The 26,798-nt window shown below is 69.4% G+C and carries 22 protein-coding genes; 18 read left to right on the top strand and 4 right to left on the bottom strand.

Translation table 11 applies throughout. The features are described from left to right. Positions 1 to 1,204 precede the first annotated feature (1,204 nt). The 3 genes from QSK37_RS25145 to QSK37_RS25155 all read left to right on the top strand — a co-directional run bounded on the left by QSK37_RS25145 (position 1,205) and on the right by QSK37_RS25155 (position 4,955). Positions 1,205 to 1,471 carry a WXG100 family type VII secretion target gene (locus tag QSK37_RS25145; RefSeq protein WP_285579392.1) on the top strand — a complete coding sequence of 89 codons (267 nt, stop codon included), beginning with the start codon at positions 1,205 to 1,207 and terminating at the stop codon, positions 1,469 to 1,471. A gap of 488 nt (positions 1,472 to 1,959) precedes the next feature. Then, positions 1,960 to 2,592, top strand: coding sequence for a hypothetical protein (locus QSK37_RS25150; RefSeq protein ID WP_285625479.1), 633 nt, complete (start codon positions 1,960 to 1,962; stop codon positions 2,590 to 2,592). A 320-nt stretch (positions 2,593 to 2,912) separates the two neighbouring features. Then, positions 2,913 to 4,955 (top strand): hypothetical protein, encoded by a 2,043-nt coding sequence (locus QSK37_RS25155; RefSeq protein WP_285625481.1) that lies wholly within the window; start codon positions 2,913 to 2,915, stop codon positions 4,953 to 4,955. A 15-nt stretch (positions 4,956 to 4,970) separates the two neighbouring features. Here the strand turns inward: QSK37_RS25155 and QSK37_RS25160 are convergent, their stop codons facing one another. Beyond that, positions 4,971 to 9,248, bottom strand: coding sequence for a type VII secretion EssC family protein (locus QSK37_RS25160; protein ID WP_349497987.1), 4,278 nt, complete (start codon positions 9,246 to 9,248; stop codon positions 4,971 to 4,973). 398 nt (positions 9,249 to 9,646) lie between these two features. Between QSK37_RS25160 and QSK37_RS25165 the strand changes: the two genes are divergently transcribed. From QSK37_RS25165 to QSK37_RS25225, 13 genes are all read left to right on the top strand, one after another. Beyond that, positions 9,647 to 10,456 (top strand): CpaB family protein, encoded by an 810-nt coding sequence (locus tag QSK37_RS25165; protein WP_285625485.1) that lies wholly within the window; start codon positions 9,647 to 9,649, stop codon positions 10,454 to 10,456. Continuing rightward, the gene (locus QSK37_RS25170; RefSeq protein ID WP_285625487.1) at positions 10,456 to 11,268 is read left to right on the top strand and encodes a hypothetical protein; all 813 of its coding nucleotides are present in this window, start codon (positions 10,456 to 10,458) and stop codon (positions 11,266 to 11,268) included. Before QSK37_RS25165 ends, QSK37_RS25170 begins: the two co-directional genes overlap by 1 nt. Next, on the top strand, positions 11,249 to 12,550 hold the full coding sequence (locus QSK37_RS25175; RefSeq protein ID WP_285625489.1) for a TadA family conjugal transfer-associated ATPase: 1,302 nt from the start codon (positions 11,249 to 11,251) through the stop codon (positions 12,548 to 12,550). Before QSK37_RS25170 ends, QSK37_RS25175 begins: the two co-directional genes overlap by 20 nt. After that, entirely contained in the window at positions 12,547 to 13,536 is a 990-nt protein-coding gene (locus QSK37_RS25180) for a type II secretion system F family protein (RefSeq protein WP_285625491.1), read from the top strand. The genes QSK37_RS25175 and QSK37_RS25180 overlap by 4 nt, the downstream gene beginning before the upstream one ends. Further along, complete coding sequence (locus QSK37_RS25185) at positions 13,533 to 14,447, top strand: type II secretion system F family protein (RefSeq protein WP_285579378.1); 915 nt, start codon at positions 13,533 to 13,535, stop codon at positions 14,445 to 14,447. The genes QSK37_RS25180 and QSK37_RS25185 overlap by 4 nt, the downstream gene beginning before the upstream one ends. A gap of 43 nt (positions 14,448 to 14,490) precedes the next feature. Further along, positions 14,491 to 14,727: a hypothetical protein gene (locus QSK37_RS25190; RefSeq protein WP_285625497.1), complete on the top strand. Its 237-nt coding sequence runs from the start codon at positions 14,491 to 14,493 to the stop codon at positions 14,725 to 14,727. Positions 14,728 to 14,848: 121 nt separating this feature from the next. Next, a complete protein-coding gene (locus QSK37_RS25195; protein ID WP_285579488.1) occupies positions 14,849 to 15,316 on the top strand; it encodes a TadE/TadG family type IV pilus assembly protein in 468 nt (155 codons plus the stop codon). Further along, on the top strand, positions 15,307 to 15,726 hold the full coding sequence (locus QSK37_RS25200) for a TadE family protein (protein ID WP_285579376.1): 420 nt from the start codon (positions 15,307 to 15,309) through the stop codon (positions 15,724 to 15,726). The genes QSK37_RS25195 and QSK37_RS25200 overlap by 10 nt, the downstream gene beginning before the upstream one ends. Continuing rightward, positions 15,723 to 16,142, top strand: a complete 420-nt coding sequence (locus tag QSK37_RS25205; protein WP_285579375.1) for a pilus assembly protein TadG-related protein — start codon at positions 15,723 to 15,725, stop codon at positions 16,140 to 16,142. Before QSK37_RS25200 ends, QSK37_RS25205 begins: the two co-directional genes overlap by 4 nt. 59 nt (positions 16,143 to 16,201) lie before the next feature. Beyond that, complete coding sequence (locus tag QSK37_RS25210) at positions 16,202 to 16,687, top strand: hypothetical protein (protein WP_285625501.1); 486 nt, start codon at positions 16,202 to 16,204, stop codon at positions 16,685 to 16,687. Next, entirely contained in the window at positions 16,684 to 19,653 is a 2,970-nt protein-coding gene (locus QSK37_RS25215) for a bacterial transcriptional activator domain-containing protein (RefSeq protein WP_285625504.1), read from the top strand. The genes QSK37_RS25210 and QSK37_RS25215 overlap by 4 nt, the downstream gene beginning before the upstream one ends. A 37-nt stretch (positions 19,654 to 19,690) precedes the next feature. After that, the gene (locus tag QSK37_RS25220; protein WP_285625507.1) at positions 19,691 to 19,993 is read left to right on the top strand and encodes a MarR family winged helix-turn-helix transcriptional regulator; all 303 of its coding nucleotides are present in this window, start codon (positions 19,691 to 19,693) and stop codon (positions 19,991 to 19,993) included. After that, positions 19,990 to 20,331 carry a nuclear transport factor 2 family protein gene (locus tag QSK37_RS25225; RefSeq protein WP_285625510.1) on the top strand — a complete coding sequence of 114 codons (342 nt, stop codon included), beginning with the start codon at positions 19,990 to 19,992 and terminating at the stop codon, positions 20,329 to 20,331. Before QSK37_RS25220 ends, QSK37_RS25225 begins: the two co-directional genes overlap by 4 nt. A 7-nt stretch (positions 20,332 to 20,338) precedes the next feature. Here the strand turns inward: QSK37_RS25225 and QSK37_RS25230 are convergent, their stop codons facing one another. From QSK37_RS25230 to QSK37_RS25240, 3 genes are all read right to left on the bottom strand, one after another. Then, complete coding sequence (locus tag QSK37_RS25230) at positions 20,339 to 21,499, bottom strand: YncE family protein (protein ID WP_285625512.1); 1,161 nt, start codon at positions 21,497 to 21,499, stop codon at positions 20,339 to 20,341. Positions 21,500 to 21,618: 119 nt separating this feature from the next. Beyond that, a complete protein-coding gene (locus tag QSK37_RS25235; RefSeq protein WP_285625515.1) occupies positions 21,619 to 21,825 on the bottom strand; it encodes an acyl-CoA carboxylase subunit epsilon in 207 nt (68 codons plus the stop codon). A gap of 12 nt (positions 21,826 to 21,837) precedes the next feature. Further along, positions 21,838 to 23,442, bottom strand: a complete 1,605-nt coding sequence (locus tag QSK37_RS25240) for an acyl-CoA carboxylase subunit beta (RefSeq protein WP_285625518.1) — start codon at positions 23,440 to 23,442, stop codon at positions 21,838 to 21,840. A 249-nt stretch (positions 23,443 to 23,691) separates the two neighbouring features. Between QSK37_RS25240 and QSK37_RS25245 the strand changes: the two genes are divergently transcribed. Together QSK37_RS25245 and QSK37_RS25250 are read left to right on the top strand one after the other, a co-directional pair. Then, positions 23,692 to 26,268 (top strand): phosphoenolpyruvate carboxylase, encoded by a 2,577-nt coding sequence (locus QSK37_RS25245; protein WP_285626162.1) that lies wholly within the window; start codon positions 23,692 to 23,694, stop codon positions 26,266 to 26,268. 30 nt (positions 26,269 to 26,298) lie between these two features. After that, positions 26,299 to 26,739 carry a GNAT family N-acetyltransferase gene (locus tag QSK37_RS25250; RefSeq protein WP_285579360.1) on the top strand — a complete coding sequence of 147 codons (441 nt, stop codon included), beginning with the start codon at positions 26,299 to 26,301 and terminating at the stop codon, positions 26,737 to 26,739. Positions 26,740 to 26,798 lie beyond the last annotated feature (59 nt).

Below are 26,798 nucleotides of genomic sequence, written 5' to 3' on the forward strand. Positions count from 1 at the left end.
CGCTGATGACTGGGCGCGCGTCACCATCCGCGACGACGGCTCCCAGCGGACGCCTGCCTCTGCCCGCCAGGCCCATCGGCGGAAAGCGGCCGAGGAATCAAGATGCTGGACCTGCTGGCCTTCCGCTGGGGCCTACGACGCGAGAAGTGCCGCAACGAAGTCTGGTTCGAGGTCGGCCGGTGACCGCCAAACCGGACGATGAGCCGGCCGAACGCCTCCGCGCACTGGCGACGGGCATCACCAAGTGCGGCACCCCGTCCAACTCCGCACCGACGCCGACCAGCGCCCATACCTCCGGGCGTTTCACCCATCGATGCCCATTAGCACGGACGTCTACTGGGTAAGGGCTAACGCCGGAACCTGGTTCTTCCACTCGAAGTGGGGGAGCGTGCTCGCCTCAGGAGACCACCAAGTCTCCGTCATCGGCTACATCGTCGGGCTGCTCCAACCCCCGTCCGATGAGTAGCCTGTGCGGCGAACGCCCATCCCCGGACAAACTTCGAATAGTAGACATCGAGCGCGACGCTGCCAGATACGGCCGTCGGCGCAGAGGGCAACGCCATCCTGCGCATATGTGTTCTTATCGGCGAAGGTGGCTCCGTTCTGTCGGCGGCCGCTACTAGCTAGAGCTTCACCTGCACCCCGAACCGGCCAGCGTTCGAACGTCGCGATCACCCGTGGCCGCGCAAGGCGCACTTGGTCGTCCATCTCGTAGTTTCAATAGGTCAGGTGCGCAGTAAGTCGGGATTTCTGCTGGTCAGGATGCGGAAGACCGGACGTGGCCAGTCGATCACCGAATTACCCGAACAATCTAGAAAGCGAAGGCAAGCGTCCGATATACTCGCCCTTTGCGTCGCGCTGGTCACCAATCTACGGCGTCTGGTCGACGAGGGACGGCGCGCCGGGGGTGCAGGAGCGACAGTGTCGACTTCAGGCTTCGTGCGGGGAGGCTACCGATTGCCGGAGATGAGCCGTTGCTGCTGGCGCAGACAAGAAGACGCGGAAGGTAGGTGCCTGGCGAATCATTGCGTCGGGTGACGTGTCATTGGCCTGCAGTCAGAACGACACTTGGCCGCAGGTAGACACCGATGGCGGCGAGACAAGCGTAGTCGCTGCCGCTTGCGATAGTGCGAAGCAGTATTAGGTAAGAGCCTAAAAGTGTTATACGGCCGGTGCAAAAACCACTACGGGAGGAATGAAGCGTATGAGCATCTATGGTGGCGATCCCGAGGGTATGAAGCGGCTCGCTAGTCTGTTCCAGAAGCATGGACAAGAACTCGACCAGATTATCCGAGACCTCAACTCGAACACGCAGGGCAGCCAGAACATCTGGCAGGGGCCGGGTGCAAACCGGTTCCGCGAGGCGTGGTCACAGGCCAAGCCTTCGTTCGACAAGATGGTGACCGCATTTCAGGATGCGCATAAAGACATCAGCAACCGGGCCGAGGGTTTCCGAAACGTCGGCAAATAACGTTGCCTTCCGCTAGGGCCCCGGCGTGCCCCGCTGGGGCCCTAAGCGATATTCGATCAGGGGTAACCCGATGCGGGTACTAGCTGCGTTCCTGGTACCTATTGAGTTGGCGGGTAGCATTAGTGAAAATCTCAGGTTCGGCTGTATTCGCCGTGGTGGTGCTGGCCTCCTTTGTCGGTGGCTGCACCAGGGGAGGGACTCGCGCCCCCGCTACACCTAAAACTCCAGCGCCTACCACTACGGTATCCGCATCGCCGGGCCAGCTAGCGCTCGTCACTGAGGCTGGCCGGCCAGGAGATCCAGATCTGGATAAGAGATCACGTCTGTCGGAAATCAAGGAACTGCTGCCATCTCCAGGCGGAGGCCTCATCGTCGTCAGTCACAAGGATGACAGAATCTTCAGTGAAGTAACAGCGACTGGCCAGGTGAAAAGCTTCCTCCTGCAACATGGAGCAACTTTTCCTGACGGGACTGTGTTCGCTGGGGCAATGACCGCCCTCTTGAACTCAGATGGATCGGCACTTGTCATCAACGATGCTGGCGTTTTGGCACGCGTCACAGCCGCCGGTCACGCCATCAATCTGGGAACGATCCCAAAGGTCGACGGGACGGGCTCGCCGCACCTCTCCAAGGGCAAGGCGGGTGTGCCGATACTCGAGCTGGGTGGCTCCGCTTACCGCGTAAGCATCCTGGGCGAGAAAGCTTCATTTTCAAAGATGAGTATTAAGAGGCCGCCAGCCGGGTTCGACTACTCCATACTCTCTCCTGACGGAAACGACTCGTATGCCGATAATAGGAAAGACCGCGTTGTCCGATTGAACGCCGCTGGGAAAGTCGTCTCCACGTATCATGTACAGGCGAACGGTGGGATAGCATCACTCTCGCCCGGTGCGGGAAACAGCGCCTGGGTGGGCATGACCGACGGTAGCGTGTTCCATCTTTCGGTCGATGGACGAACAGAAATGGTCGCTCGAGGTGGAGTCACATGCTCTCACGCTTTCAATCCGAGCCCAAGTTCTGGTTCGATCGCCGACGCTGATGTTCTACTCGTGATAGCGACCCAAGTCTATATCTCAGACCCCGGGTGCCGGAGGATCGTGGCGCTCGGCGTATCTGGGTGACAGGTGTGGTTAATGTGGCTCATACAAACTATGACGACGTAGCTGCGGCTCTTGCGCCTATATCCGGGCTCGCCGAGTCGGTTAGATCTGCCCTCGGCGGCGTTCGAGGGCAGATGGGAAGTAAGACGTGGGACGGCAGGGCTGCGGACATCTGGAGTCAGGGGTGGGACGCGCGTCGACAGAAAATCGAGGCACTACTCCAGGATGCGGAGCGACTACGCAACCAGATCCTACAAAAAGCAGCTAAGACGCACGGTGCTATGTAAAGCATAGAACGTTAATGGAAAAACTCATCTTGTAGTACGGACGAAAGTGGAGTCATGGGGGACATGGTCCGGTTCGATCCAATCGCCGTCGATCGATTGGCCCGGCAGTTGGCCAGCCTCGACGACACCTTGGGTCCTGCGCTGCGGCAGATTAGTCAGATACTGAGTGGTCAAGGGGGGCATCTCGCGGGCTCGGGAGCCATTGAGGGCCTGGTCGCGGCGGCTCATAAAGACGCCGGGGATATGTCGCAACGCGCCCGACAGACACGTGAGCTCGCTCAAAAAGAAGGCAGTGGTGCGTTTTTTGGCAGGAGCTTCTGGCCTCAACTCGACTGGCAGGCGAGTTCGCAGAGCGGAGTTGCTGCGCGTAAGGATGCCGCAGACCTAAAGTCGGCGTTGGCGTTGGGCAATAAAGACAAGGCAGCCTCAAGGCAGCGCTTGCTTGCAGTCGCACGTGACATGCATGCGCACCTACACGACAAGGCTTATCTTGCCACCCTGTGGAACAGTTTGGACAGCGACGCCGCTGCGAAGCTCGCTCGTGTTCTTCACAATCAGGACGCGGACGGTAAGTCGACGGACAAGCCGACGGTACTCAGTGCCGAGTCAGAACGAATATTGAAGGACGTCGCCTCCTCGCTCGCGGCTGCTAGCAACTACCGGCAGACTCCGACGAGCAAGCCGGAGAATTTGCTAGGCGGTGACCGGGAAAAGGTCTTCGTAAAAGCTTCCGATAAATGGTCGGTCGGAATGCTGTTCAAGTATGGTCCAAACGGCAAGAATTGGGATCCACATTTTCTGTCCGCCATGACTGCATCGATGCTTCAGTGGCACCAGCGGCATCCCTATCTACCGAAAGATCCGAGAACGGCATGGTATAGGGACCTCGGGATTCAGTGGGCGCCTGGCGAATCGGACCTTAACAAGAGTGCTCAAGCTGCTTTGAAGAAATTCGACCCGACGATTCCTGTCCTCGACCGCACGTCGGAGAATAGTGATGCGTCGCGTTGGGCTCTTCAGGATAAGGGAAATGTTCACGTCCTGGTTCACGGTGATTGGATCATTCCCGGCAATTATGGTCAGGGTTATGATGCTTCCGGTTCGGCTGGCGCAGTGCTCCGGTCCGGAGTTACGTTCCCGCGCGGTACCACTGAGGGTGCTAAAGAGGCCGCACAAGCGTTGGTGAATATAGTCAGTGAGGTTAAGGCCTACCATATTGGCAGGCTAAAAAATAAGACTATGCAAGATGTTTTGTCGCTGCCGTTCGGGCTGCGTCACAGTCTCACTCAAATCGCAGGTTCCTATTTGCCGGATTTTGCCCATTCGGCTTCCAGTAAAGACACGACTCTTGGGCTGCGGCATGGAGACGACGGTCTTCCGTATGCAGTCACGATGAACCACGATGATGTCCAGGACTTTCTCGATGAGGCCTTGCGTCAAAGCCCCCAAGACTTCGGCTGGATGAAGGGGCGAATTAAAGGCTTGGTGACGGCCGGCGTCATGCAGACCCAGGCGGGAAATGGTTCCGCTACGGATTATCCTGCGGATGCGGCGGAGTTGTTTGCGGTACTGCATTCGGTGGATGCTATGGAGAAGATAGCTAGAGGACATGAAGATGATGTACTTGCGGCTGAACAGAAGAGTGCGAAGCAGACTGTAAGTTCGGTGATCGGGATGCTCCCCGGAGGCTATGGGATAGATAAGGCGACAAAGCTTGCCGGAAAAGCATTTACCATCTCAGACATATACATGGATGGCCCTTCGGAGGGTAACGAGCAAAATGCCCGCCTGGGCGCCGAACAGGACGGAATCAAGGCGAACTTCGACCTGCCTCCGTTGATCGTGCAAGGGCTTATCGCGGCAGGGAAGTTGAGCCCTTCTACCAGAGAGCCATGGCTTACTGGGGGTGTAGTTTCTTCGGATGACGGCTTTGAAGACTGGTACAAAGAGAACAGAAATGCCGCGATAAGTGTGGTTATGCACTCCCAGGATGGCCGCCCGATGAAGCCGACCAGGATGACGTTGGAGCAGTATGTAAACCAGATTTCCGAGAACTATCGGGACGTCAAAGATTGGTTTCCGTCAACCGCGGGCTGATCAACCAGCCGGGGATTAGGTTATTGCTGTTTGAATGGGTAGATGTGCGCCTCGGCTCACATACAGGCCTCGGCCGGGCGGTCCGGCCGCCCCGCTGTTACGAGGCAGACGAAGGCCGAATATGTCGCCATCGTCCGGTGATTGAACGTCGAGTAGCACACCTGCTCGAGACTTCCTGGCCTCGGCAATAAACCCGCTGTAGCCGCGCGAGAGGTCGTCCGTTCGGCCCGCGATAATGATCCCGCATTCAGCGTCGCGGGCCTCCCGTAGTTGATCGACGAGCGGGTCATCGAGGCGACCTCCGTCGATTAGCTCTGCATCGTCGATCACTATCACATACCGCTGTGCCTGTTCGACGGCGTTCTCGATCGCATCGCGGTCGCCATCGCTGTCGAGTACGCAGAGCACGTTTGGCTCGCCTTTGAGTCCCTGCAGTGGCGATCGGCGAGGGCACACGAGAACGACGGGGATGATTTCTCCGCCGACCTCGGCATCCAGGAGTGACTTCACCATGGTCATAAGGACCGTCGAGCGGCCCGAGCGCGGTGGCCCCGCGATGGTAAAGCTGGGACCTTCGGTCAATAGATCGGCCCCAATGGGTCCAAGCTCGTCTCCTCCAGCGCCGATCAGAACCCACAACGGGGAGGGGATCTTGAAATCAGGGTCTAGCGCACGCGCCTCAGAGTACGTGATGCGGACAGGCAGTTCGTCAACGTGCAAAGGCCGTAGCGCGCGTGCTGAACGGCCGTAGGAACTTTCTGCTTCACGTCCGAGCTTTTGCAGTGCCGCCACTTGAGCCGTGCCCGACATATTCGCTTCCAGCAAAGCGATCTGCGACTCACGTAGGGACGGGCCGCCCACGCCGATGGCCTCGATCACTCGACCTAGGGGCATGTCCGAGGGCACGTGACGCTCGTTGATGCCGGCGTAGTTGTAGTCGTTCGGGTCAGACATTCGGAGGACAAGGCGGTCGTCGAATACAGTGGACACTTGGCCGCTCATGCCAGAGCGGTCTCCGGTGAAGACGGCCCTCAGGCCCACTGCCTGACCCTCGCGCAGCAAACGGAGCACTGTCTCGATCAAACGCCCGTAGTCGTAGTTTTCAAAGGCGGCGACGAAGCCCTCCCAGCGGTCCAGCATCAGGATCATCCACGGCAGACGGTCCGATGGGGCGACGGCGGCTCGCTGCTCCGCCAGTGAGGCGAAGCCCGTCGCCGCGAGTAGCTGCTGCCGCCGGGATACCTCCGCGTGCAGCCGGGCCAGCAACCGCTCCATTCGTTCGATCTGATCGCGGCCCACTACGGCGCCGCAGTGAGGGAGCGCCACCAAAGGCAAGAGAGCGTTCGCGCCGCAGTCGATCGCGTACAGGTGTACGTCGGATGGCGAGCATGTCGATGCCAACGAACCGGCCAGCGTTCGCAGGACCGTCGAGCGGCCTGACCGAGCCGAGCCGGCCACGTACAGGTGGCCGCCGTGCACCAGGTCCAGCGTCAGGGCTGAACGGGACTGGGACGACGGCAGGTCGGTCAACCCGAAGGCTAGCGGCGGCACGTCGTCAGAATCGGCGAACACCGCCGGCAGGTCGTCCAGAGTCACGACCGACGGCAGTGGTGGCAGCCACGGTGCCGGCTGCTCCTCGATGCCCGCGCGGTCACACGCCTCGCTGATCGCCTCGACCAGGACTTTCAGGTCCGTCACCATGGTCGACTCGTCGGTCGGCACGTCGACCGGTAGCGGACGGCCTAGGCGGGGCCACGGCAGAGGCGTCACCCGTGCCGGGACCGACGATGACGTGCTCCCCGGACGGCGACCGCCGATACGCGCTGCCTGAACCATCACCGGCGAGCCCACACCCGACCTCACGTAGCACCGGCCCGGCGACGACTTGGAGATCCGGGCGGCCGCCGGGTCGTCGAGCACGTCCGTCGACTCGTCCGGATCGGTCACGCGCAGCGCGATGCGCAGGTTCGTGTTGGCCCGGATGTCGCCGGTCACCACACCCGCGGGTCGTTGAGTGGCCAGGAGCAGGTGGACTCCCAGCGATCGGCCGCGGCGGCCGATGTCGACCAGGCCCTCCACGAAGTCCGGCAGCTCACCCACCATCGCCGCGAATTCGTCGATCACCAGGACCAACCGCGGCATACGGGTGGACGCACGCCGGTCGCCCGCGTCGTACAACTCGCAGTAGTCCTCGATGTCCTTCGCGCCCGCGTGCAGCAGCAACTCCTCCCGCCGCCGCAGCTCGGCTCCCAAGGACTCCAGCGCCCGCTCCGTCAGGTGGCCGTCGAGGTCCGTAACCATGCCGACCACATGGGGCAAAGAAGCGCAATCCGCGAAGGCGGCGCCGCCCTTGTAGTCGATCAGGACGAACGTCATCTCGTCCGGGCGGTTCGCGACCGCCAGGGAGGCGATCATCGTCTGCAGGAGCTCCGACTTGCCGGCGCCCGTCGTGCCCGCGATCAACCCGTGTGGGCCGTCCAAACTCAGGTCGACCGAGAACACCCCGTCAGAGGAGACCCCGATCGGCACCACCGTCGTACGGCCGCCGGACTGCCACGTCGCCTGGATCTGGGCCGCCGACGGTGTCGGCATGTGCAAGAGCTCCAGCAGCCGCGCCGACGACGGGATCATCGCCTCCGTGTCGTCGCGCGACACGTCCCGTACCGGCGCCATGGCGCGGGCCAGGCGGTCGCACCACGCCGGGGTCACCTGGTCGGCCAGCACCGCGCCCACCGAGTCCAGGCCGTTGCCGTGCAGGCGTACGTGTGTCGGGCGGTCCCAGTCCCACACCGCGACGGCCGTGCACTCCTCCGGCAGCAGGCGTTCGTCGTCGTCGATGCAGATGGCGTGCAGGCCGACGGACGGGCCGCCGCTCAGCACCTGGGGCATGCCCGGCACCCGGCGCAGCTGGCGGGCGCCGTCCAGGACCAGCAGGATGTTGTACGGGCCCTCGGCCGGCGCGCCGCCGATGCCGAAGGCCGACGTGGGCTCGGCCGTACGGCGGCGTTCGGTGATGCGGATGGCCAGCTCGGTCACGCGCCGGGCCACCGTGTCCGGGTCGGCGCCGATCAGGGCGACGCAGTCCTCGCCCTCGCGCGGGGCGCAGTGGGGCAGCCAGCGCACCCAGTTCCAGTGGGACGCGGCGGACGGGTCCGCCGACAGTACGACGATGGCGAGGTCGCGGGGGCTGTGCAGGGCCGCCGCCTGGGCGACCAGCCAGCGGGCCAGCGCTCGGGAGCGGTCGCGGGCGCCCGACAGGCCGATCACGCCCAGTTCGGAGAGCGGCAGGGGGACGGGTACGGCGTGGGCGACCGGCGCCGGTGGCATGGCCGGCTCGTCGCCGCCGCCCCGGCCGGGGCGCAGCTCGATGCGGGCGGGAAGGTCGGCCAGGCCGATGCGGAGGTGGAGCGTGTCCGGGTCGCCGACGCGGCGCTCCCACAGGCGGCGGCGCGGGCCGGTCGCGGTGAGCAGGACCTCGGCCGGGTCGGGGGCGAGCGCGCGCCATTCGGCCTGGTCGGCGCGGCGCATGCTCTCCAGCGCGCCTTCGAACTCCGCCTTCTTCGCGCGGTACTCCTTCAGCGCCTTCTTGTACGACTTGCGGCCATAGAGCCGGTCGGCGAGCCACTCGCCGACCTGGATGACCGGGTACGCCAGGGCCATCAGCGCCCAGTACCACTGCCCGGTGAAGACGACCATGCCGACGCCGGTCGCCGCGAACAGCAGCGAGCCCAGCAGCCGCAGGCGCTCGCGGTGTCCCTTCTCCGGCTCCTGCGGCACCTCGATGCGGCGCGGCCCGGACTGCGGGCGGATGCGCGGCGGCCGGTTGTAGGCCAGCCCGCCGTCGTCGAGCGGCGACAGGTGGGCGTCCGGAGCGGCGGTGAGGGCCAGCGTCAGGACGGTCGTGCCGATCGAGAGCACGCCGCCGGGCGGCCACTCCACCGTGCCCTCGAGAGGCACCTGGTCGAGGACGCCCGAACCGGACACGGTGACGCGGCGGGACTCGACCGTGACCGTGAGCGCGTGCGGGGGGATGGAGGGGTCGGCGAGGCGTACGTCCACGTCGGGGGAGGTGCCGATGGTGGTCTGGCCGATGCCTAGGCGGTGCACGGGGCCGGCCGCCGGGCCGCCGCTGACGCGGATCTCGGCGATGCCGGTCGGCTCGCCGAGCACCGTGGCGGGCGCGGCGCCGGGATGCACGGCCACGAGGGTGCCGTCGCGGAGGAACCGGCTCGCCGGGGCCGCGGGGTCGAGCATCCGCCCGCCGGCCCAGAGCGGGTGCGGTGGATCGTCCACCCAACGGGCGCTCGGGAGGCGGACGACTTCCGCCAGCGGTTCCTTGGCGGTGTCGGCGTTCAATGTGGCAATAAGTGACCGCGCAACGGTTCCGACCGTCATATCGGAATCGCCGTTGACCACTACGTCACGGGGACCTTGATCGGTCAGCGCCGTGAGCGAGATTCGCATTCACCCCTCCACATCCCCAGCGTGCGGGACCAGGATAGAGAGGAGGCCGGGCGGGAGACAGCGGCTCCCCGTGAGTCGTTCCTTGATCACTTGACAACTCACGGGACTCGCTGCGCAAACAATCTGTCGTCGCCACATTGACGCGCGGCGTTATGGGCGGAACGATGGTTCGCCGCGTCCCCGTCGAACGCAATCAGCCCAAATCAGCCGAAATTGGCGGAGAGCCTGTGACCACGAGCAGTGATCGCAAGACCGACGGACGTCCCTCGCTCGGGACGGCCACCGGTCAGCGCATCCCCGTTCCCCGGCGGGAGCGCAAGCCGGCCATGGCCGCGCTGGCCGTGCTGCTCATCGTCGGCGGCGCGCTGATCAGCGCGTACCTCGTGATGGTGAGCGGTCAGCGCGTTCCGGTGATCAGCATCGCCCAGCCGGTCGCGGCGGGTCAGCGGATCCCGGCGTCGGCGCTGCGGGAGGTGCAGGTCTCGTCCACCGGCGGCCTGGACTACATCCCGTGGGGCGACCGGGCCAAGGTGACGCAGACCTTCGCGACGGTGACCCTCGTGAAGGGCGCGCTGCTCACCAACGGCATGATCAGCACCGGCTCGTCGGTCACCAAGGGCTCCGTCGTGGTGGGTCTCGCGCTCAAGCCGGGCCAACTGCCCGCGGGCGGCCTCCAGCCGGGCGACCGCGTCGCGCTGTACGCCGTCTCCTCCCAGGGCGGCCAGAGCGGCACGCAGAGCGGCACCGTGCTCGCCCCGGCCGCCACGGTGTACGACGTGGTGCAGCCCGGCCAGAACGACATCCAGGCCGACCAGATCTCAGTCTCGGTGACCGTCCCGGTCGACCAGGCGCCCGAGGTGACCCAGGCCTCCTCGGCCGGCGCCGTCGCGGTGGCGCTGCTGCCTGCGGGGGAGAAGGCCCCGCAGACGGCGCCGAGGCAGACGACGCCCAAGCAGCCGAGCACGCAGCCGTCCGCGAACGAGTCGCCCGGAAACCCGCCCGCGTCGCCGCGCGACCGATCGACGGGCACCCCCTGATGGGGCTCGTCGTCCTCGCGGCGGACAAGGGGGCGCCGGGCGTCACGACCGCGGCGATCGCGCTGGGGGCCGTCTGGCCCCGTCCCGTACTGCTCGCCGAGTGCGACCAGGCCGGCGGCGACCTGGTGTACCGCCTGCCCGCCGACGGCGGCGGCATGCTCAACCCGGCGCGCGGCATGCTCAGCCTCGCCGCGACCGCGCGGCGCGGGCTGCGGGCCGAGCAGGTCTGGGAGCACACGCAGCGGCTCGAAGGCGGGCTGGACGTCCTGGTCGGGCTGACCCGCGCCGAGCAGGCGCAGGGACTGACCTGGCTGTGGAGTCCCCTGGGCCGGGCCTTCGCCAATCTGCCGGGCGCCGACGTGGTGGCCGATTGTGGCCGTCTGGGTCCCGGATCGGCCTTGACGGACCTGCTGCGTGAGGCGTCAATGATCGTGCTGTTCACGCGGGCGACTCTCGAACAGGTCGCTCACCTGCGTGAACGCATCGGCTCATTGTCCAATGACCTCGGTGGGCATTCCGCGCCGCCGATCGGCATCGTGGTCGTCGCCGATCCGAGCGAATACCGCACCGCCATAGCGGAGGTCAGCCGGATCATTTCGAACGCGAAACTGCCCGCTGCCGTCCTCGGGGGTTTCGCGATGGATCCCAAGGGTGCTGAAATGCTGAGGGGCCAGTGGGGCGGGCGGCTCGACCGTTCACTGCTGATCCGTTCGGCGCGGCAGCTCGCGGGTGGACTCGCGACGCGGGTCGCGCCCACATCGGGGGATGATCGCGAAACGCAGGGAGTGGCAAGTGGACCACAGCCTCGTTAAGCGCCTTCGCCAGGACGTCGGGTCCCGGCTCGCCGACCAGCGCCGGCTCGACGCCGCGAACGGCGTCGCCCCGATGAACCCCGAGGACGAACGCCAGTTCGCGCGCGCTCTCATCGGGCAGGTGCTGGAGGAGTTCGCGCGTGCGGAGATCGCGGCGGGCCGGCGTCCGCCGAACGCCGAAGAGGAGGAGCAGCTCGCCGCGGGCGTGCACGCCGCGCTGTTCGGCGTCGGCCGCCTCCAGCCCCTCCTCGAGGACCCCGAGATCGAGAACATCGACGTCAACGGCTGCGACCGGGTCTTCATCGGGTACGCCGACGGCCGTGAGGTGATGGCCGAGCCGGTCGCCGAGTCCGATGAGGAGCTCGTCGAGCTCATCCAGATCCTCGCGGCCTACAGCGGTCTGTCCAGCCGGCCGTTCGACTCCGCCAACCCCCAGCTCGACCTGCGGTTGCCCGACGGTTCCCGGCTGTCGGCGGTCATGGACGTCACCGTACGGCCCGCGCTGTCGATCCGCCGCGCCCGGCTCGGCAAGGTCTTCCTCGCCGACCTGGTCGGCAACGGCACGATCAGCACGGAGATCGGCCTGTTCCTGCGCGCCGCGGTGGCCGCCCGCAAGAACATCATGATCGCCGGGGCGACCAACGCCGGAAAGACGACGCTGCTACGGGCGATCGCCAACGAGATCCCGACCGCCGAGCGGCTCATCACCGTGGAACGCGCCCTGGAGCTGGGCCTCGACCAGTTCTCCGAGCTGCACCCCAACGTCGTCGCGCTGGAGGAGCGGCTGCCCAACTCCGAGGGCCAGGGCACGATCACGATGGCCGAGCTCGTCCGCCGGTCGCTGCGCATGAACCCCTCCCGCGTGATCGTCGGTGAGGTGCTCGGCGACGAGATCGTGACCATGCTCAACGCGATGACCCAGGGCAACGACGGCTCGCTGTCGACGATCCACGCGAACTCCTCCTGGGAGGTGTTCAACCGCATCGCGACGTACGCCCTGCAGTCCGACGAGCGGTTGCCGATCGAGGCGACGCACATGCTCATCGCGGGGGCCATCGACTTCGTCGTGTTCATCGAGAAGCGCAACGACTACGCGCACGGCGGGCGGCTGCGCCGGTTCGTCTCCAGCATCCGCGAGGTGACGGGCTGCGACGGCCGGGTGCTGTCCAGCGAGATCTTCGAACCCGGCCAGGACGGGAGCGCCCGGCCGGCCGCGCCGATCGCCTGCGTCCAGGAGCTCGTGCCGTACGGCTACGACCCGTCCCACGGAGCGGTCTGGTGACAGGGGCGTTCTCGGGGGGCCTCGCGCTCGCGCTCGTCGCGGGCGCGCTGACCGGTGGCGGCGTGCTGCTGCTCATCGTCGCGATCCGCGGCGTGCGCCCGCGGCCCGGCCGGCCGTCGGCGCGCAGCCGCGAGGAGATCATCCGCACCCTGACGACCCGTACGGCGCTGGCGGTCGTCGTGGGCGTCGTCGTGCTCATCATCACCCGGTGGCCGGTCGCCGGCGTCGGCGCGGCGCTGCTCGTGCTCGGGTGGAACAGCATCGGCGGCGGCGCGGCCGAAGAACGCCGCTCGATGGCGCGCCTGGAGGCGCTCGCCGCGTGGACCGAGTCGCTGCGCGACACCATCGCGGGCGCGGTCGGCCTCGAACAGGCCATCCCGTCGTCGCTGCGGGCCGTGGCGCCGGTGCTGCGCCCGAAGGTGCAGGCCCTCGTCGACCGGCTGCACACGCGGGTGCCGCTCGCGGACGGCCTGCGGATGTTCGGCGACGACCTCGACGACGCGTCCGCGGACCTCGTCGTCGCCGCGCTGATCCTCAACGCGCGGCTGCGCGGCCCCGGCCTGCGCGACATGCTGGGCGCGCTGGCCGACTCCGCGCGCGCCGAGCTCGACATGCGCCGCCGGGTCGAGGCGAACCGCCGGACGACCCGCCGCAGCGTCCAGATCGTCGTCGGCGTCTCGGTCGGCACCGCGCTGCTGCTCGCCGTCGTCAACCGCACGTACGTCGCGATGTACGACTCGCTCACCGGGCAGCTCGTCCTGGCGGTCGTGGTCGGCCTGTTCGCGGTCGGGTTCATCTGGCTGCGGCGCCTGGCCAAGTACGAGACGCCGCAGCGGTTCCTGGCCTCGGCCGACTCCGACAAGCCAGAGGCGCCGGACAAGCCGGGAGTGCCGGGCGAGGTCCCCGAGACCGTCGCGCGCTGGCAGGGGCAGACGCCCGCGAACGGCAGTCCCACCGTGCCCGGACCGCGAGGAGGCACCCGATGACCGTCGCCCTGCTGGCCGGCGCCTTCTTCGGACTCGGCGCGTACCTGCTGTTCCGGGCGCTGTTCCCGCCGCGTCCGGGCCTGTCGGCGCGGCTCGCCGCCTTCGACGCGGCGCGCCGGCGCGGGGAGGCCGAGCCGACCGGGCGCGCCGCGGCCACGGCCGAGCGGGTCACCGGGCTGCGGGCGCGGTTCGGCCGGTCGCTGGCCGCCTTCTACGAGTCGCGTGGCTGGCAGCAGCGGTCCGTACGCGCGGACCTGACGCTGCTGGACCGATCGTTCGAGAACTTCCTGGCGACGAAGTTCCTGCTCGCGATCGGGGCGATCGTGTTCATCCCGATCCTCGTCGCCTACTTCGCCGTGCTGGGGCTGCACGTCGTGGTCGCCGTGCCGGTGTGGCTCGGCCTCTTCTTCGCGCTGATCTTCTTCCTGCTGCCGGACATGCAGCTCCGCCAGGAGGCGGCCTCCCGGCGGCGCGACTTCCGGCACGCGGTCAGCGCCTTCCTCGACCTGGTCGCGATGAACCTCGCCGGCGGCCGTGGCGTACCGGAGGCGCTGATGACCGCGGCGAACGTCGGCGACGGCTGGGCCGTGCGCCGCATCCGCGACGCCCTGGCGAACGCCCGGATCACCGGGATCACGCCCTGGCAGGCGCTGGGCCGCCTCGGCGACGACGTCAACGTCGACGAACTTCGCGACCTGTCCGCCGCCCTCGCGCTGGTGGCCGACGACGGCGCGAAGGTGCGGCAGTCACTCTCCGCCCGCGCGGCCAGCATGCGCAGCAGGCAACTCGCCGACATCGAAGGAAAGGCCGGTGAACGCTCTCAGTCCATGCTCGTCGCCCAGCTCCTGCTGTGCGCCGGTTTCCTGGTGTTCCTCGCCTATCCGGCGGTGATGCGCGTGGTCGCTTCATAACTCGTTTCCCGTCCGTTCTTTTCCCCCGACTGCGAGGTGCTTCATGCAGTGGCTGAATCCGATGAACGACCCCGTCGTGGCCTACATCCGGTCACACGTTGAAATGCGAATTCACCGGTTGCGTCAGGAGACGGACCGGACCCGTGGCGCGTCCGCGATCGAGTGGGCGATCATCACCGGAATCCTCGCCCTCATCGCCATCACCGTGGGCTGGGTCATCTACCGGCGCGTCACGGCCGCGGCGAACAAGATCAACGTGGACAACGGCCCCGGTAACTGACGAGTGGCCGGGGCGCGCCGTCTATCCGGGAAAGGGCGAACGCCGATATGCGGCCGGTCGCGGCCATCGGTAAATGGTTGACAGCTTTTCAAGCTAATTCGTAGGATTTGATGTGACAAGAATGCGCGGCAAGCACGGGGGCGGTAAGTACCGGGTGCGTACGACCGGCCGCGCGTCGACCCGAGGGCGGCGCGATCGGGGTGCGAACACGCTCGAACTCGCCCTGCTGACGCCGGTTCTGCTTCTCGTCATTCTGTTCGTCGTCCAGTTCGCCCTCGTGTTCAACGCCCGGCACGTCGCGCTCGCCGCCGCGCAGGCGGCCGCGCGGGTCGCCCGTGAACAGCGCACGGGCGACTGGCGGTCGGCGGCGAAGTCGGAGGGGATCGACTACGTCAACAAGATCGGCCCGCAGCTGCTGACGAAGGTGGACGCGGTCCCGGAGGAGAACGTGGGGCAGCACGTGCGCGGAGTCACCGTCGGCGGATACGCCGTGCCCGTCGTGCCGTTCTTCCGGTTCCGCGTCAGCGAGCACTCGAGCGGCCCGGTCGAGTGCTACCGGCCCGACAACGGTCTCGACCAATGCGAATAGCCAAGAGACGCGACGCGGGGACGATGGCGCTGGAGCTGGCGCTGCTGACGCCCGTTCTCGTGGCCTTCATGATGGTCATGGTCGGGCTGGGTCGGGTGGTCGAGGCGCAGAGCCAGGTCGACGGCGCCGCCCGTGACGCCGCGCGGGCCGCCTCCCTCGCCCGCAGCACCGCGGGGGCGAACAAGGCCGCGGCCGACGCCGCGGAGCAGACGCTGAGCGGCCGCAAGTGGTGCCGCCGGCTGCCGGGCACCACGGTCGACTTCTCCCAGTGGCGCCAGGGCGGGCAGGTCTCGGTGGCGGTCCACTGCGACATCGACCTGACCGGCCTTTCGTTCATCGGGTTCAGCCCCTCCCGCACGATGACCGGCACCGCGACGGCGCCGATCGACACGTTCCGGAGGATCGAGTGAGACGGCGGCGGGACGACCGGGGCACGGTCGCGCTGTTCACGACGATCTTCGCCGTGTTCGTGCTCGTCCTGGCCGGGCTCCTCGTCGACGGCGGCCTGACCATCCACGCCCGCCAGCGCGCCGCCGACATCGCCGAGCAGGCCGCCCGCGCCGCCGCGGACGACATCGACGTCGCCTACCTCCGCCGTACGGGCCGGGCGCGCATTCTGGCCACCGACGCCCCGTGCCGCCGCGCGCGGCTGCTCGCGAGGAAGTATCCCGAGGTGACGGGCCCGATCCAGTGCGACACCTCCGGCGGGGAGGTCGCGCGGGTCATCGTCCAGATCCGGGTGAAGTTCCAACTGCTTAGCGCTTTCGGCTTCTCGGACATGACAATGTCCTCAGCGGCATCGGCCCATCCACAGGAGGGGATCTGAGCTCCCGGCCCCCCCCGGCGGGGCTCGCCATCCGGTCCTACGCACAAGGAGTGATCAGGTTGAGGTTCGCGGTTCGGCCGGCCGTCCCGCGCGGCCACCGCCCGTCCGAGGGCGGCCTTCCCGCCGTACGCGGCGGGCACCTGATCCCGGCTCCGGCGGCGGACCGGCCGGTCGCCGCTCCGGGCCGCCGGACGCTGGCTCGTTTCCTCACCGCCCCGGCCTGCGACGACGGCGGTGCCCGTGGCCTGGGGGCGTGCGTCTCGACGGCGCTCGCGGAGGCCTCCGGCGCGGCGTACGACCCGTCCACCCTTCACCCGACGCGTGTGCTGCCGGGGCGGCCGGCGGCATGCCACGCAGAGCCGATCGTTCCCCACCTGGGCGAGACCACCGCCCGCCTGCTGACGTGGCATGTCTCCGAAGGACGGCCGGCCGGCGCCGGGCGTCCGGCGCTGGACGCGCCTTCGGCCGTCCCCGAGATTCCGAGGAGGGAGCGGCGTCCTCTCCCCGGCCGGCGGGCCGGAGTCCTGACGCCGCGCGTCCGATGAGCTCCATCCAGCGGCCCCCGGTACGCATCGACCGGGGGCGGAGCGCCGGCGACGTCCTCGCCGGCGTCCTCGCGATGGCCGCGCTCGCGGCGCTGCTGCTCGGGGTCCCCTTCGCCTTGCTGACCTTCTTCGGCTCGCCGATCCCGCACAAGCTGCCCTCGACCGAGACGCTCACCCAGCGGCTCGACGCGACCGCGCTCATGCACGTGCTGGTCATCGTCGTGTGGCTCGCCTGGATCCAGCTGACCGCGTGCGTGCTGGTCGAGGCGTACGCCGGGATCCGCGGCGTCGGCGTACCGGCCCGTGTCCCGCTCGCCGGCGGTCCGCAGGCGCTCGCGCACCGGCTGGTCGTCGCGGCGCTGCTGCTGTTCACCGCGACCACGGCGGTCATGCCGGTGATCACCGGCGTCCGTGCGACGCACATCCAGCAGCACGTGAACCCTCCCCAGCACCGCGAGCCTCCGCGCGCGGCCGAGCCCGCGTCCGACCAGGACCAGGGCCAGGGCCAGAACGCGGACAACCCGACGCTGATGGAGAAGAACGCCGTCCGGAAGATCTACCGCGTACGCCCGCCGGCCGGACGGCACCACGAGAGCCTCTGGGAGATCGCCGAGAAGTGCCTGGGCGACGGCCGGCGCTACCGCGAGATCTACTCCCTCAACAAGGGCAAGCTGCAGCCCGACGGCACGCGTCTCACCATGGCCAGCCTGATCCGCCCCGGCTGGGTGCTCGACATGCCCGCCGACGCGACCCACGTGGAGATCATCGAGAAGGGCCCGCACGACGGGCGGCACGAGCACGGCGTCCCGCACGCGCAGGTGCCCGGCGGCGTCCACCACCACGGGTACGTCAACACCGAACACCAGGCCGTCGAGGCCGCGCGGCACGCCGCGCAGCAGGAGGCGCGCGACGACCGCGCCGACCGCGAGGCGGGCCGGCCCCCGATCGACGAGGGACCGGACGTCACCGTCCCCGGCGACCCGGCACAGGGCCCCCCGGCCCAGCAGCCCCCGGCGCAGCAGCCGCCCGCGCACACCCCGCGGCACGAGCGGCCGCCGGCGCAGGAGCCGACCGGGCTGCCCATCGTCAACGCGCCCGCGTTCGGCTGGCCGCAGGAGCTGGCCGTGGCCTCGCTCCTGGCCGCCGGCCTGCTCGCCGGGCTCGGCCGCCGGCGGCGCGAGCAGCTCTGGCGGCGCGCCTTCGGCACGATGATCGCCCGCCCGGAGGGCGAGGCGGCCACGGCCGAGCACGCGCTGCGCATCGCCGCCGACACCGAGGCGACCCGCCTGCTCGACCTCGGCCTGCGGCAGATGTCGGCCGCGCTCGCCGCCGACGACCGCACGCTGCCCACCGTGTACGGCGTGCACCTCGGCGCCGACAGCCTCGACCTGTGGATCGCCCCGGCCGACCGCAACCCGCCCGCGCCCTGGCAGGAGTACGACAACGGTCAGGTGTGGCGGCTGAACACCACCGCGCTCGACGGCATGGCCACCGCCGACTTCGCCGACGTGCTCGCGCCGTACCCCGGACTGGTCTCCATCGGCACCAACGAGACCGGCCGGATCCTCGTCGACCTCGAGGCGGCGCACGGCCTGATCGCGCTGCACGGCCCCGACGACGTACGCCGCGCCGTCCTCGCCGCGGTCGCCGTCGAGCTCGCCACCAACCGCTGGTCGGACCACATGCGGATCACGCTGGTCGGCTTCGACGAGGAGCTGGCGCTGGTCGCGCCCGACCGCATCCGCGTCGTACGGTCGCTGGCCGAGGCGCTGCCCGAGCTGGAGGGGCGGAGCGAGGAGGTGCGCCAGGCGCTCGAGGCCTCCGGCGCCGACTCCGTGCTGACCGGCCGGTGCCGCGGAGTGTTCGGCGAGGCGTGGATGCCGCACTACCTGATCATGGCCGACCCGCCCGCGGCGGAGGAGGCCGAGCGGCTGGTGGCGCTCGCCCGCACCGGCCAGCGCATGGCGGCCGGTTACATCGTCGCCGGCGACACGCCGGGCGCGACCTGGACCTGGGACGTCGCCGCCGACGGCCGGCTGCGCGCCGGGGTGCTCGGCTTCGACGTCGACGCGCAGCTCGTGCCCGAACCGCACTACCGCGCGGTCGTCGAGCTGTTCCGCACCGCCGGACGCACCGAGGGAGTGCCGTACGGCGACCCGGACGACCCGCCGCCCGCGACGCCGCTGGGCGGTGAGACACAGCCCGCCGTCGACATCCGCCTGCTCGGCCCGATCGAGATCGACGCGCCCGAGCCGCTCGACGAGAGCCGCCGCGCGATCTGCACCGAGGTGCTCGTCTATCTCGCGACGCACAGCGAGGGCGTGCACCCGACCGTGCTCGGCGGCGCCGTCTGGCCGCGCGGGGTGTCGGCGAGCGTACGCGACGCGACCGTCGCACGGGTCGCCGACTGGCTGGGACGCGACTCGCGCGGCCGGCCGAACCTCTACTACGACGACCACGGCCGGATCCGGCTCGGCTCGGAGGTACGGGTCGACTGGGAGACGTTCCGCTGGCTCATCTGGCGGTCCGCGGCCGAGCCGGCCTCGGAGCTGGCGTACATGTCGTACGCGCTGGACCTCGTCCGCGGCCGCCTGATGGACGGCCGTCCGCGCGGCCGCTACGGCTGGCTGGCCACGGAGGACTTCGAGTACGAGGCGACCGCCCGTGTCGCCGACGTGGCACACCGGCTGGCACTGATGAAGCTGGACGAGGGCGACGCGCGGGGCGCCGTGACGGCGGCGCGCGCGGGCCTGCGCCTGGCGGAGGGCGACGAGGGCCTGTGGCGCGACCTGCTCCGCGCCACCCACGCGACGGGCGACGCGGCCCAGCTCCGCGACGTGGTCGACGAACTCCGCGGCCGCGTCGCCGCCGACCCGTACACCGACCAGATGCAACCCGAGACCGAGGCCCTGGTCGACGAGCTCCTTCCCCAGTGGCGCGGCGTCGCCGCACGCGGCACCGGCTGACGTACCGACCGGACGCCATCTCTTGAAGACATCAATAGTGGGCGAGACCAGCCACAGCGACCTGCGCCAGGCGCTGGGCGTCGACGGGGCGAGCGTCACCCGGCTCGTGAAGGAGCTGGAGGCCGAAGGGCTGGCCGGACGCCGGCTCGACCCGGCGGACAACCGCTACACGCTGGCCGCGCTGACCCCCGCCGGCGAGCGCCTGGCCGCCGACCTGGAGCGGTCCCACCAGGAGTACCAGGAACGACTGCTCGACGGCGTCAGCACGCAGGAGCGGGAGGCCGTGCTGCGTGTCCTGCGGCGCGTCCGTACGAACGTGACCGGACGGGAGAAATCGTGACCGAGGATGTGCGGGCCGCCGCCCGGCGGATGTATGCGGCGTTCGACGCTCACGACCACGCCGCCGCGGCGGACATCTTCACGGCGGACTTCCACAGTCACCCTCTGGGGACCACCGGGCCGGAGAGCGTCACGCGGTCGTGGCAGCGGTTCCACGAGGCGTTCCCCGATGCCGAGGTCGTCGTCGAGGACATGGTCGTGGAGGGCGACACCGCCGCCGTCCGTACGAGCGTGCGCGGGGTTCCCGGGCAGCCGCGGCCGACGATGTTGGAGATCTTCCGGGTGCGCGACGGGCGCATCGCCGAGCTGTGGGGCCTGTCCTCCCTGCGGCGTTCCTGACGCGGCGTCAGCGGTAGTTGCCCGTGTGGCCGAGGGAGAAACGGCCGGGCTGGGGGTGGACGCACAGGCCGTGCGGGCCGGGGCCGACCGCGATCCTGCGCAGCGGGCGGCCCGTACGGGTCGAGAGGGCGTAGACCGCGTCGTCCGCCTCCGCCGACAGCCACAGCACCCGTCCGGTCGGGGACACGCCGCCCATGTCGGGCGGCACCGGCACGCGCCATCGGCCGGTGACCCGGTGGCGGGCGAACGAGATCAGCGACACCGTACGCGCGCCGCGGTTGGTCACGTACAGCACGCTCGCGTCGCGGCTGGGATACAGGCCGTGCGCGCCCCGGCCCGTACGGATGAAGCCGCTCTTGCGGAAGCGGGCCGCGTCGACCAGCCACACCCCGCCCCGCGCGGCGTCGGCGACGTAGAAGGTCCGCCCGTCCGGCGACAGGCGGACGTCCTGCGGATCCGCGTCGTGCGCCAGGGTCAGCGTTCCGGCCGCCCGGTGCCGCCGCAGGTCCACCCGGACGAGGCGCCCCGACCGCGCGCACCCGGCGACCAGCGTGTCACCGGTCGCGGAGAAGTCGGCGCTGGTCAGGCCCGCGCACGGCACCCGCAGGGTGCGGCGGTGCCGCATCGTGTGCGGGTCGCGGACGTCGATCCGCCCGCGCCGGGAGTCCAGCAGGAGGGCCTCGCGGCCGTCGACGGAGAAGTACAGGTCCGACGGCGCGGCCGCCGGCACGGTACGGCCGGCCGTACCGGTGCGGGGATTGATCGGCACCAGGCCGCTCGGCGAGGTCACCCACAGCGTCTTCAGATCCCACGACGGCACGACCTGCTGGGGCGCGCGGCCGACGGGGATCCGGCGCAGCACGCGATAGGTCGCCGGATCGATGACCTCGACCGCCCTGCCACGCGCGTCCGGAACGTACACCCGGCGCGGCAGGCCACGGACGGCCGGGCTCAGCATGCCGGCCTGGGTCGCGGCGTAGACGTCCGGCGGCGCGTCGGGCAGGTCCCCGCGCTGGTCCACCACGGGCGGGGAGTGCGCGGGCCGGACGTACGGCACCGGAGCACCGAGCCCGGCGACGGGAGCGTCGGGCCCGGGCCGGCCGCGGAACGGCACCGGCGACCGGCACCCGCTCAGCAGCCCCGCGAACACGACGATCGCCAACGGCACGGCGACCGTGCCCCCGGGCGTTCGTCGGGACCTCCCCACAACGGACGGACTCTACTCGCTCGACGACGCCTTGTAGGCGTTTAACCACGAAGAGAGAGTGAGCGAGTGAGAAGGGTGGGTCAGCCGGGGAGGGAAGAGGCGCGCCAGGCGCCCGGGCCGTGGGGCAAGGTGCGGCGTAGGCGGCGGGTCGGGTCCGCCCAGGCCGAGCGCGGACTGGGGGCGGGCGGCGGGGTGGCCGCTCTCGCGCGCGCGGTCAGTACGGTGACCACTGCGGCGAGTTCCTCCGGTGTCGGGTCGCCGCGGACGACCTGCAGGAACGGGGCCATGGGCGCCTCCATCTACAGCGGGATGTTGCCGTGCTTCTTCGGCGGCAGCGTCTTGCGCTTGTCGCGCAGGGCGCGCAGGGCACGGACGATCTGACCGCGCGTCTCCGACGGCTTGATCACCGCGTCGAGGTAGCCGCGGTCGGCGGCGATGTAGGGGTTGGCGAGCGTGTCCTCGTACTCGGTGACCAGCTCCGCGCGGCGGGTGTCCGGGTCGTCCGCGGCGGCCAGCTCCCGCCGGTACAGGATGTTGACCGCGCCCTGCGCGCCCATCACCGCGATCTGCGCGGTCGGCCACGCGAGGTTGATGTCGGCGCCCAGGTGCTTGGAGCCCATGACGTCGTACGCCCCGCCGTACGCCTTGCGGGTGATCACCGTGACCAGCGGCACCGTCGCCTCGGCGTAGGCGTACAGCAGCTTGGCGCCGTGCCGGATGATGCCGTTCCACTCCTGGTCGGTGCCGGGCAGGAACCCGGGCACGTCCACGAAGGTCAGCACCGGCACGTTGAAGGCGTCACAGGTGCGGACGAACCGGGCGGCCTTCTCGGAGGCGTCGATGTCGAGCGTGCCGGCGAACCGCATCGGCTGGTTGGCCACGATCCCTACCGAGCGGCCCTCGACGCGGCCGAAACCGCACACGATGTTCGGCGCGAACAGCGGCTGCACCTCGAGGAACTCGCCGTCGTCCAGCACGTGCTCGATGACGGTGTGCATGTCGTACGGCTGGTTGGGCGAGTCGGGGATGAGCGTGTCGAGTTCGAGGTCCTCGTCGAGGATCTCCAGGGGCGCGGGCGTGTCGTACACCGGCGCGTCGGACATGTTGTTCGACGGCAGGTAGGACAGCAGCGCCTTGACGTAGTCGATGGCGTCCTGCTCGTCGGAGGCCTGGTGGTGGGCCACGCCGGACCTGGTGTTGTGCGTGTGCGCGCCGCCGAGGTCCTCGAACGTCACCTCCTCGCCGGTGACCGTCTTGATCACGTCCGGCCCGGTGATGAACATGTGCGAGGTCTTGTCGACCATGACGATGAAGTCGGTCAGCGCGGGGGAGTACACCGCACCGCCCGCGCAGGGGCCCAGGACCAGCGAGATCTGCGGGATAACGCCGGAGGCGTGAGTGTTGCGCTTGAAGATCTCGGCGTACAGCCCGAGAGCGACGACGCCCTCCTGGATGCGCGCGCCGCCGGAGTCGTTGATGCCGACGACCGGGCAGCCGGTCTTCAGCGCGTGGTCCATGACCTTGACGATCTTCTCGCCGAACACCTCGCCGAGCGATCCGCCGGCGACGGTGAAGTCCTGGGAGAAGATCGCGACCGGGCGGCCGTCGACCGTGCCGTGGCCGGTGACGACGCCGTCGCCGTACGGGCGGTTCTTCTCGACTCCGAAGCCGTGGGCGCGGTGCCGTGCCATCTCGTCGAACTCGACGAAGGACCCCTCGTCGAGGAAGGCGTCGATCCGCTCGCGGGCGGTCATCTTGCCCTTGGCGTGCTGCTTCTCGACCGCACGCGCGGACCCGGCGTGCACCGCCTCGTAGCGGCGCCGTTCGAGGTCGGCGATCTTCCCCGCCGTGGTGTGGATGTCGATCTCGGCGGCGGGCAGCGGCTCTGGGGCTTGCGTGGCCATCCCGTCAGAGTAGCCAGCCCGTCCCGAGCGCTGTCGCCGGGGGTTGCGAGCCGTACTCGAATGAGCGTGCGTGAGGTGGTGACCCGAATGGCGTGCACGGTGGGAGGCTGAACAGCGGTTCTTGTCCGCACACCACCCACGCTCAGTCCTCAGGGACGGTGATCTCAGCTCGCGAGACGGTCTCCGGCGCACCGCCCGTGACTGACTACGCTGAATCGCGTGTCGACTCGAAACTCCGCCCGCGAGCAGATGCCGGAGCCGCTGCGCGCCGACGTGCGGCTGCTGAGCTCCCTTCTCGGTCAGGTCCTCGTCGAGTACGGCGGACAGGACCTGCTGGACGACGTCGAGGCCCTGCGGCATGCGGTGATCGCCGCCCGCAGGGACGAGAAGGACGTCGACGACGTGGCCGCCATCGTCAGTGGCTGGCCGTTGGACCGTGCCGAGCTCGTCGCGCGCGCGTTCACCGTCTACTTCCATCTGACGAACCTCGCCGAAGAGCACCAGCGGATCCGCACGCTGCGTGAGCGTGACACCGGTGAGGAGCCGCTGCGCGAGTCCGTCGCCGACGCGGTCCGCCAGATCGGTGACGAGCGCATCGGCCGGTTCCTCGACGATCTGGAGCTGCGCCCGGTTCTCACCGCGCACCCGACCGAGGCGCGCCGCCGTGCCGTGGTCACCGCGATCCTGCGCATCAGCGCCCTGCTGGGCGAGCTGAACGACCCGCGCACGGGCAGCGGCGAGCGCGACGAGATCGAGCGGCGGCTGCTGGAGGAGATCGACCTGCTGTGGCGCACGTCACCGCTGCGCCGCACCAAGCCGGACCCGCTGGACGAGGTCCGCACCGCGATGGCGATCTTCGACGAGACGCTCTTCCGCGTCGTCCCGGCGATCTACCGGTCCCTCGACACGGCGCTGGCCCCCGGCACCGGTGCGCGGCCTCCGCTGGCCCGCCCGTACCTGCGGTTCGGCAGCTGGATCGGCGGCGACCGCGACGGCAACCCGTACGTCACCGCGCAGATCACCCGTGAGGCGATCGGCGTCCAGGCCGACCACATCCTGCGCGCCCTCGCCGCCGCCTGCACCCGCGTCGGCCGCACGCTGACCACGCACGAGGGCACCACGCCGGCCTCCGCCGCCCTGCACGGCGCGCTGGCCGCCGCCCGCGCGGCCCAGCCCGGCCTGATCGCCGACATCGGCAAGCGCTCGCCCGGCGAGCCGCACCGCCAGTTCCTGCTCTACGCCGCCGAGCGCATCGAGGCGACCCGGCGGCGTGACGCCGACCTGGGTTACCGCGCGCCGGCCGACCTGATCGCCGACCTGCGCCTCGTCCAGGACTCCCTGGTCGAGGCGGGCGCCGTGCGCCAGGCGTACGGGGAGCTGCAGCACCTGATCTGGCAGGTGGAGACGTTCGGCTTCCACCTCGCCGAGCTGGAGGTCCGCCAGCACTCCGGCGTGCACGAGCAGGCCTTGGCGGAGATCCGCGCGGGGGGCGAGCTGAGCGAGCAGACCGAGGAGGTCCTCGACACGCTGCGCGTCATCGCGTGGGTGCAGGAGCGCTTCGGCGTCGACGCGTGCCGCCGGTACGTCATCTCCTTCACGCGTACGGCCGAGGACGTCGCCACCGTCTACGAGCTGGCCGAGCACGCGGCCGTCGGCGGCAAGCCGCCGGTGCTGGACGTCGTGCCGCTGTTCGAGACCGGCGAGGACCTCGACCGCTCCCCGGCGGTGCTGGACGGCATGCTGCGCCTCGCGCCCGTACGCCGCCGGCTGCTGGAGACCGGCCGCAGCCTGGAGGTCATGCTCGGCTACTCCGACTCGGCCAAGCAGCTCGGCCCGACGACGGCGACGCTGAAGCTGTACGACACGCAGGCGGCGCTGGCCTCGTGGGCGGCCCGCCACGACATCCGGCTCACGCTCTTCCACGGCCGTGGCGGCGCGCTCGGCCGCGGCGGCGGCCCGGCCAACCGCGCGGTGCTGGCGCAGGCGCCCGGCTCGGTCGCGGGACGGTTCAAGGTGACCGAGCAGGGTGAGGTGATCTTCGCCCGGTACGGCCACAAGGAGATCGCCCGGCGGCACGTCGAGCAGGTGACCAGCGCGGTCCTGATGGCCTCCACTCCGGGGGTCGAGGAGCGCGCGCTGGCGGCGGCCGAGCGGTTCCGTCCGCTGGCCGACCGGATCAGCGCGGCGGCCGAGCGGACGTACCGGTCGCTGGTCGAGGCCGAGGGCTTCGCCGACTGGTTCGCGCGCGTCAGCCCGCTGCACGAGATCGGCGGCCTGCGGCTCGGCTCGCGCCCCTCGCGGCGCAAGGCGACCGCGTCGCTGGAGGACCTGCGGGCCATCCCGTGGGTGTTCTCCTGGACCCAGACGCGGGTCAACCTGCCCGGCTGGTACGGCCTGGGCAGCGGGCTGGCCGCCGTGGACGACATGGACGAGCTGCGCGAGGCGTACGCCTCGTGGCCGCTGTTCGCCGCGCTGCTGGACAACGCGGAGATGAGCCTGGCCAAGACCGACCGGGCCATCGCCGAGCGCTACCTCGACGTGGGCGACCGGGCGGACCTCGCCGCGGCGGTGCTGGCGGAGTACGACAGGACCCGGTCCCTCGTGCTCCAGGTCACCGGCCACACCCGGCTGCTGGAGGACCGCAACGTCCTGTCCCGCGCCGTGGAGCTGCGCAACCCGTACGTCGACGCGCTGTCCCACCTCCAGCTGCGCGCGCTGCAGGAGCTGCGTGCCGGGATCGAGGACGACGCCCAGCGGGCGAAGGTCGAGGACCTCCTGCTGCTCGCCGCGGCGGGTGTCGCCGCGGGCCTGCAGAACACGGGATGATCCCGGCCGGACCGGCGGTTGACTGACGTCATGGGCATCAGGCGGGCCGAGGCCGTCGACCGCGCGGCGGTGGAGACGATCGTACGGACGGCCTACGAGCCGTGGGCCGAGTCGATCGGCGTGGTCCCGCTCCCGATGGTCGCCGACTACGGCGACCTCATCGAGCGGGGCCGCGTCCACGTCCTGGAGAACGGCGAGGTGGACGCGCTGATCGTGCTGGAGACGGACGGCGACGTCCTGCTGGTGGAGAACGTCGCGGTGCGGCCCGACCGCCAGGGACGCGGCCTGGGGCGGCGGCTCATGGCGTTCGCGGAGTTCCGTGCCCGGTCGCTGGGGCTGTCCGCGCTGCGGCTCTACACGAACGAGAAGATGGTCTCCAACATCGGGCTGTACGAGTCACTGGGTTACCGTGAGACCGGACGGGAAGCTCTGGACGGCCGGCACGTGGTGCACATGCGCAAGCAGTTGTAGCACCGGTAAAAGGAAGCAACCCGGGACGGAGAGCTCTGTTTAACCTAGAGTCAGGGGTG

Origin of the sequence: Actinoallomurus iriomotensis (genome assembly GCF_030269445.1) — a bacterium.
Classification (GTDB): Bacteria; Actinomycetota; Actinomycetes; order Streptosporangiales; family Streptosporangiaceae; genus Actinoallomurus; species Actinoallomurus iriomotensis.

Excerpts from the sequence above, each read along its gene's own strand:
- QSK37_RS25145 (WP_285579392.1), top strand. The coding sequence starts at position 1,205 with ATGAGCATCTATGGTGGCGATCCCGAGGGTATGAAGCGGCTCGCTAGT.
- QSK37_RS25150 (WP_285625479.1), top strand. The coding sequence starts at position 1,960 with ATGACCGCCCTCTTGAACTCAGATGGATCGGCACTTGTCATCAACGAT.
- QSK37_RS25155 (WP_285625481.1), top strand. The coding sequence starts at position 2,913 with ATGGGGGACATGGTCCGGTTCGATCCAATCGCCGTCGATCGATTGGCC.
- QSK37_RS25170 (WP_285625487.1), top strand. The coding sequence starts at position 10,456 with ATGGGGCTCGTCGTCCTCGCGGCGGACAAGGGGGCGCCGGGCGTCACG.
- QSK37_RS25185 (WP_285579378.1), top strand. The coding sequence starts at position 13,533 with ATGACCGTCGCCCTGCTGGCCGGCGCCTTCTTCGGACTCGGCGCGTAC.
- QSK37_RS25190 (WP_285625497.1), top strand. The coding sequence starts at position 14,491 with ATGCAGTGGCTGAATCCGATGAACGACCCCGTCGTGGCCTACATCCGG.
- QSK37_RS25195 (WP_285579488.1), top strand. The coding sequence starts at position 14,849 with ATGCGCGGCAAGCACGGGGGCGGTAAGTACCGGGTGCGTACGACCGGC.
- QSK37_RS25200 (WP_285579376.1), top strand. The coding sequence starts at position 15,307 with ATGCGAATAGCCAAGAGACGCGACGCGGGGACGATGGCGCTGGAGCTG.
- QSK37_RS25215 (WP_285625504.1), top strand. The coding sequence starts at position 16,684 with ATGAGCTCCATCCAGCGGCCCCCGGTACGCATCGACCGGGGGCGGAGC.
- QSK37_RS25235 (WP_285625515.1), bottom strand. The coding sequence starts at position 21,825 with ATGGCCCCGTTCCTGCAGGTCGTCCGCGGCGACCCGACACCGGAGGAA.
- QSK37_RS25240 (WP_285625518.1), bottom strand. The coding sequence starts at position 23,442 with ATGGCCACGCAAGCCCCAGAGCCGCTGCCCGCCGCCGAGATCGACATC.
- QSK37_RS25245 (WP_285626162.1), top strand. The coding sequence starts at position 23,692 with ATGCCGGAGCCGCTGCGCGCCGACGTGCGGCTGCTGAGCTCCCTTCTC.
- QSK37_RS25250 (WP_285579360.1), top strand. The coding sequence starts at position 26,299 with ATGGGCATCAGGCGGGCCGAGGCCGTCGACCGCGCGGCGGTGGAGACG.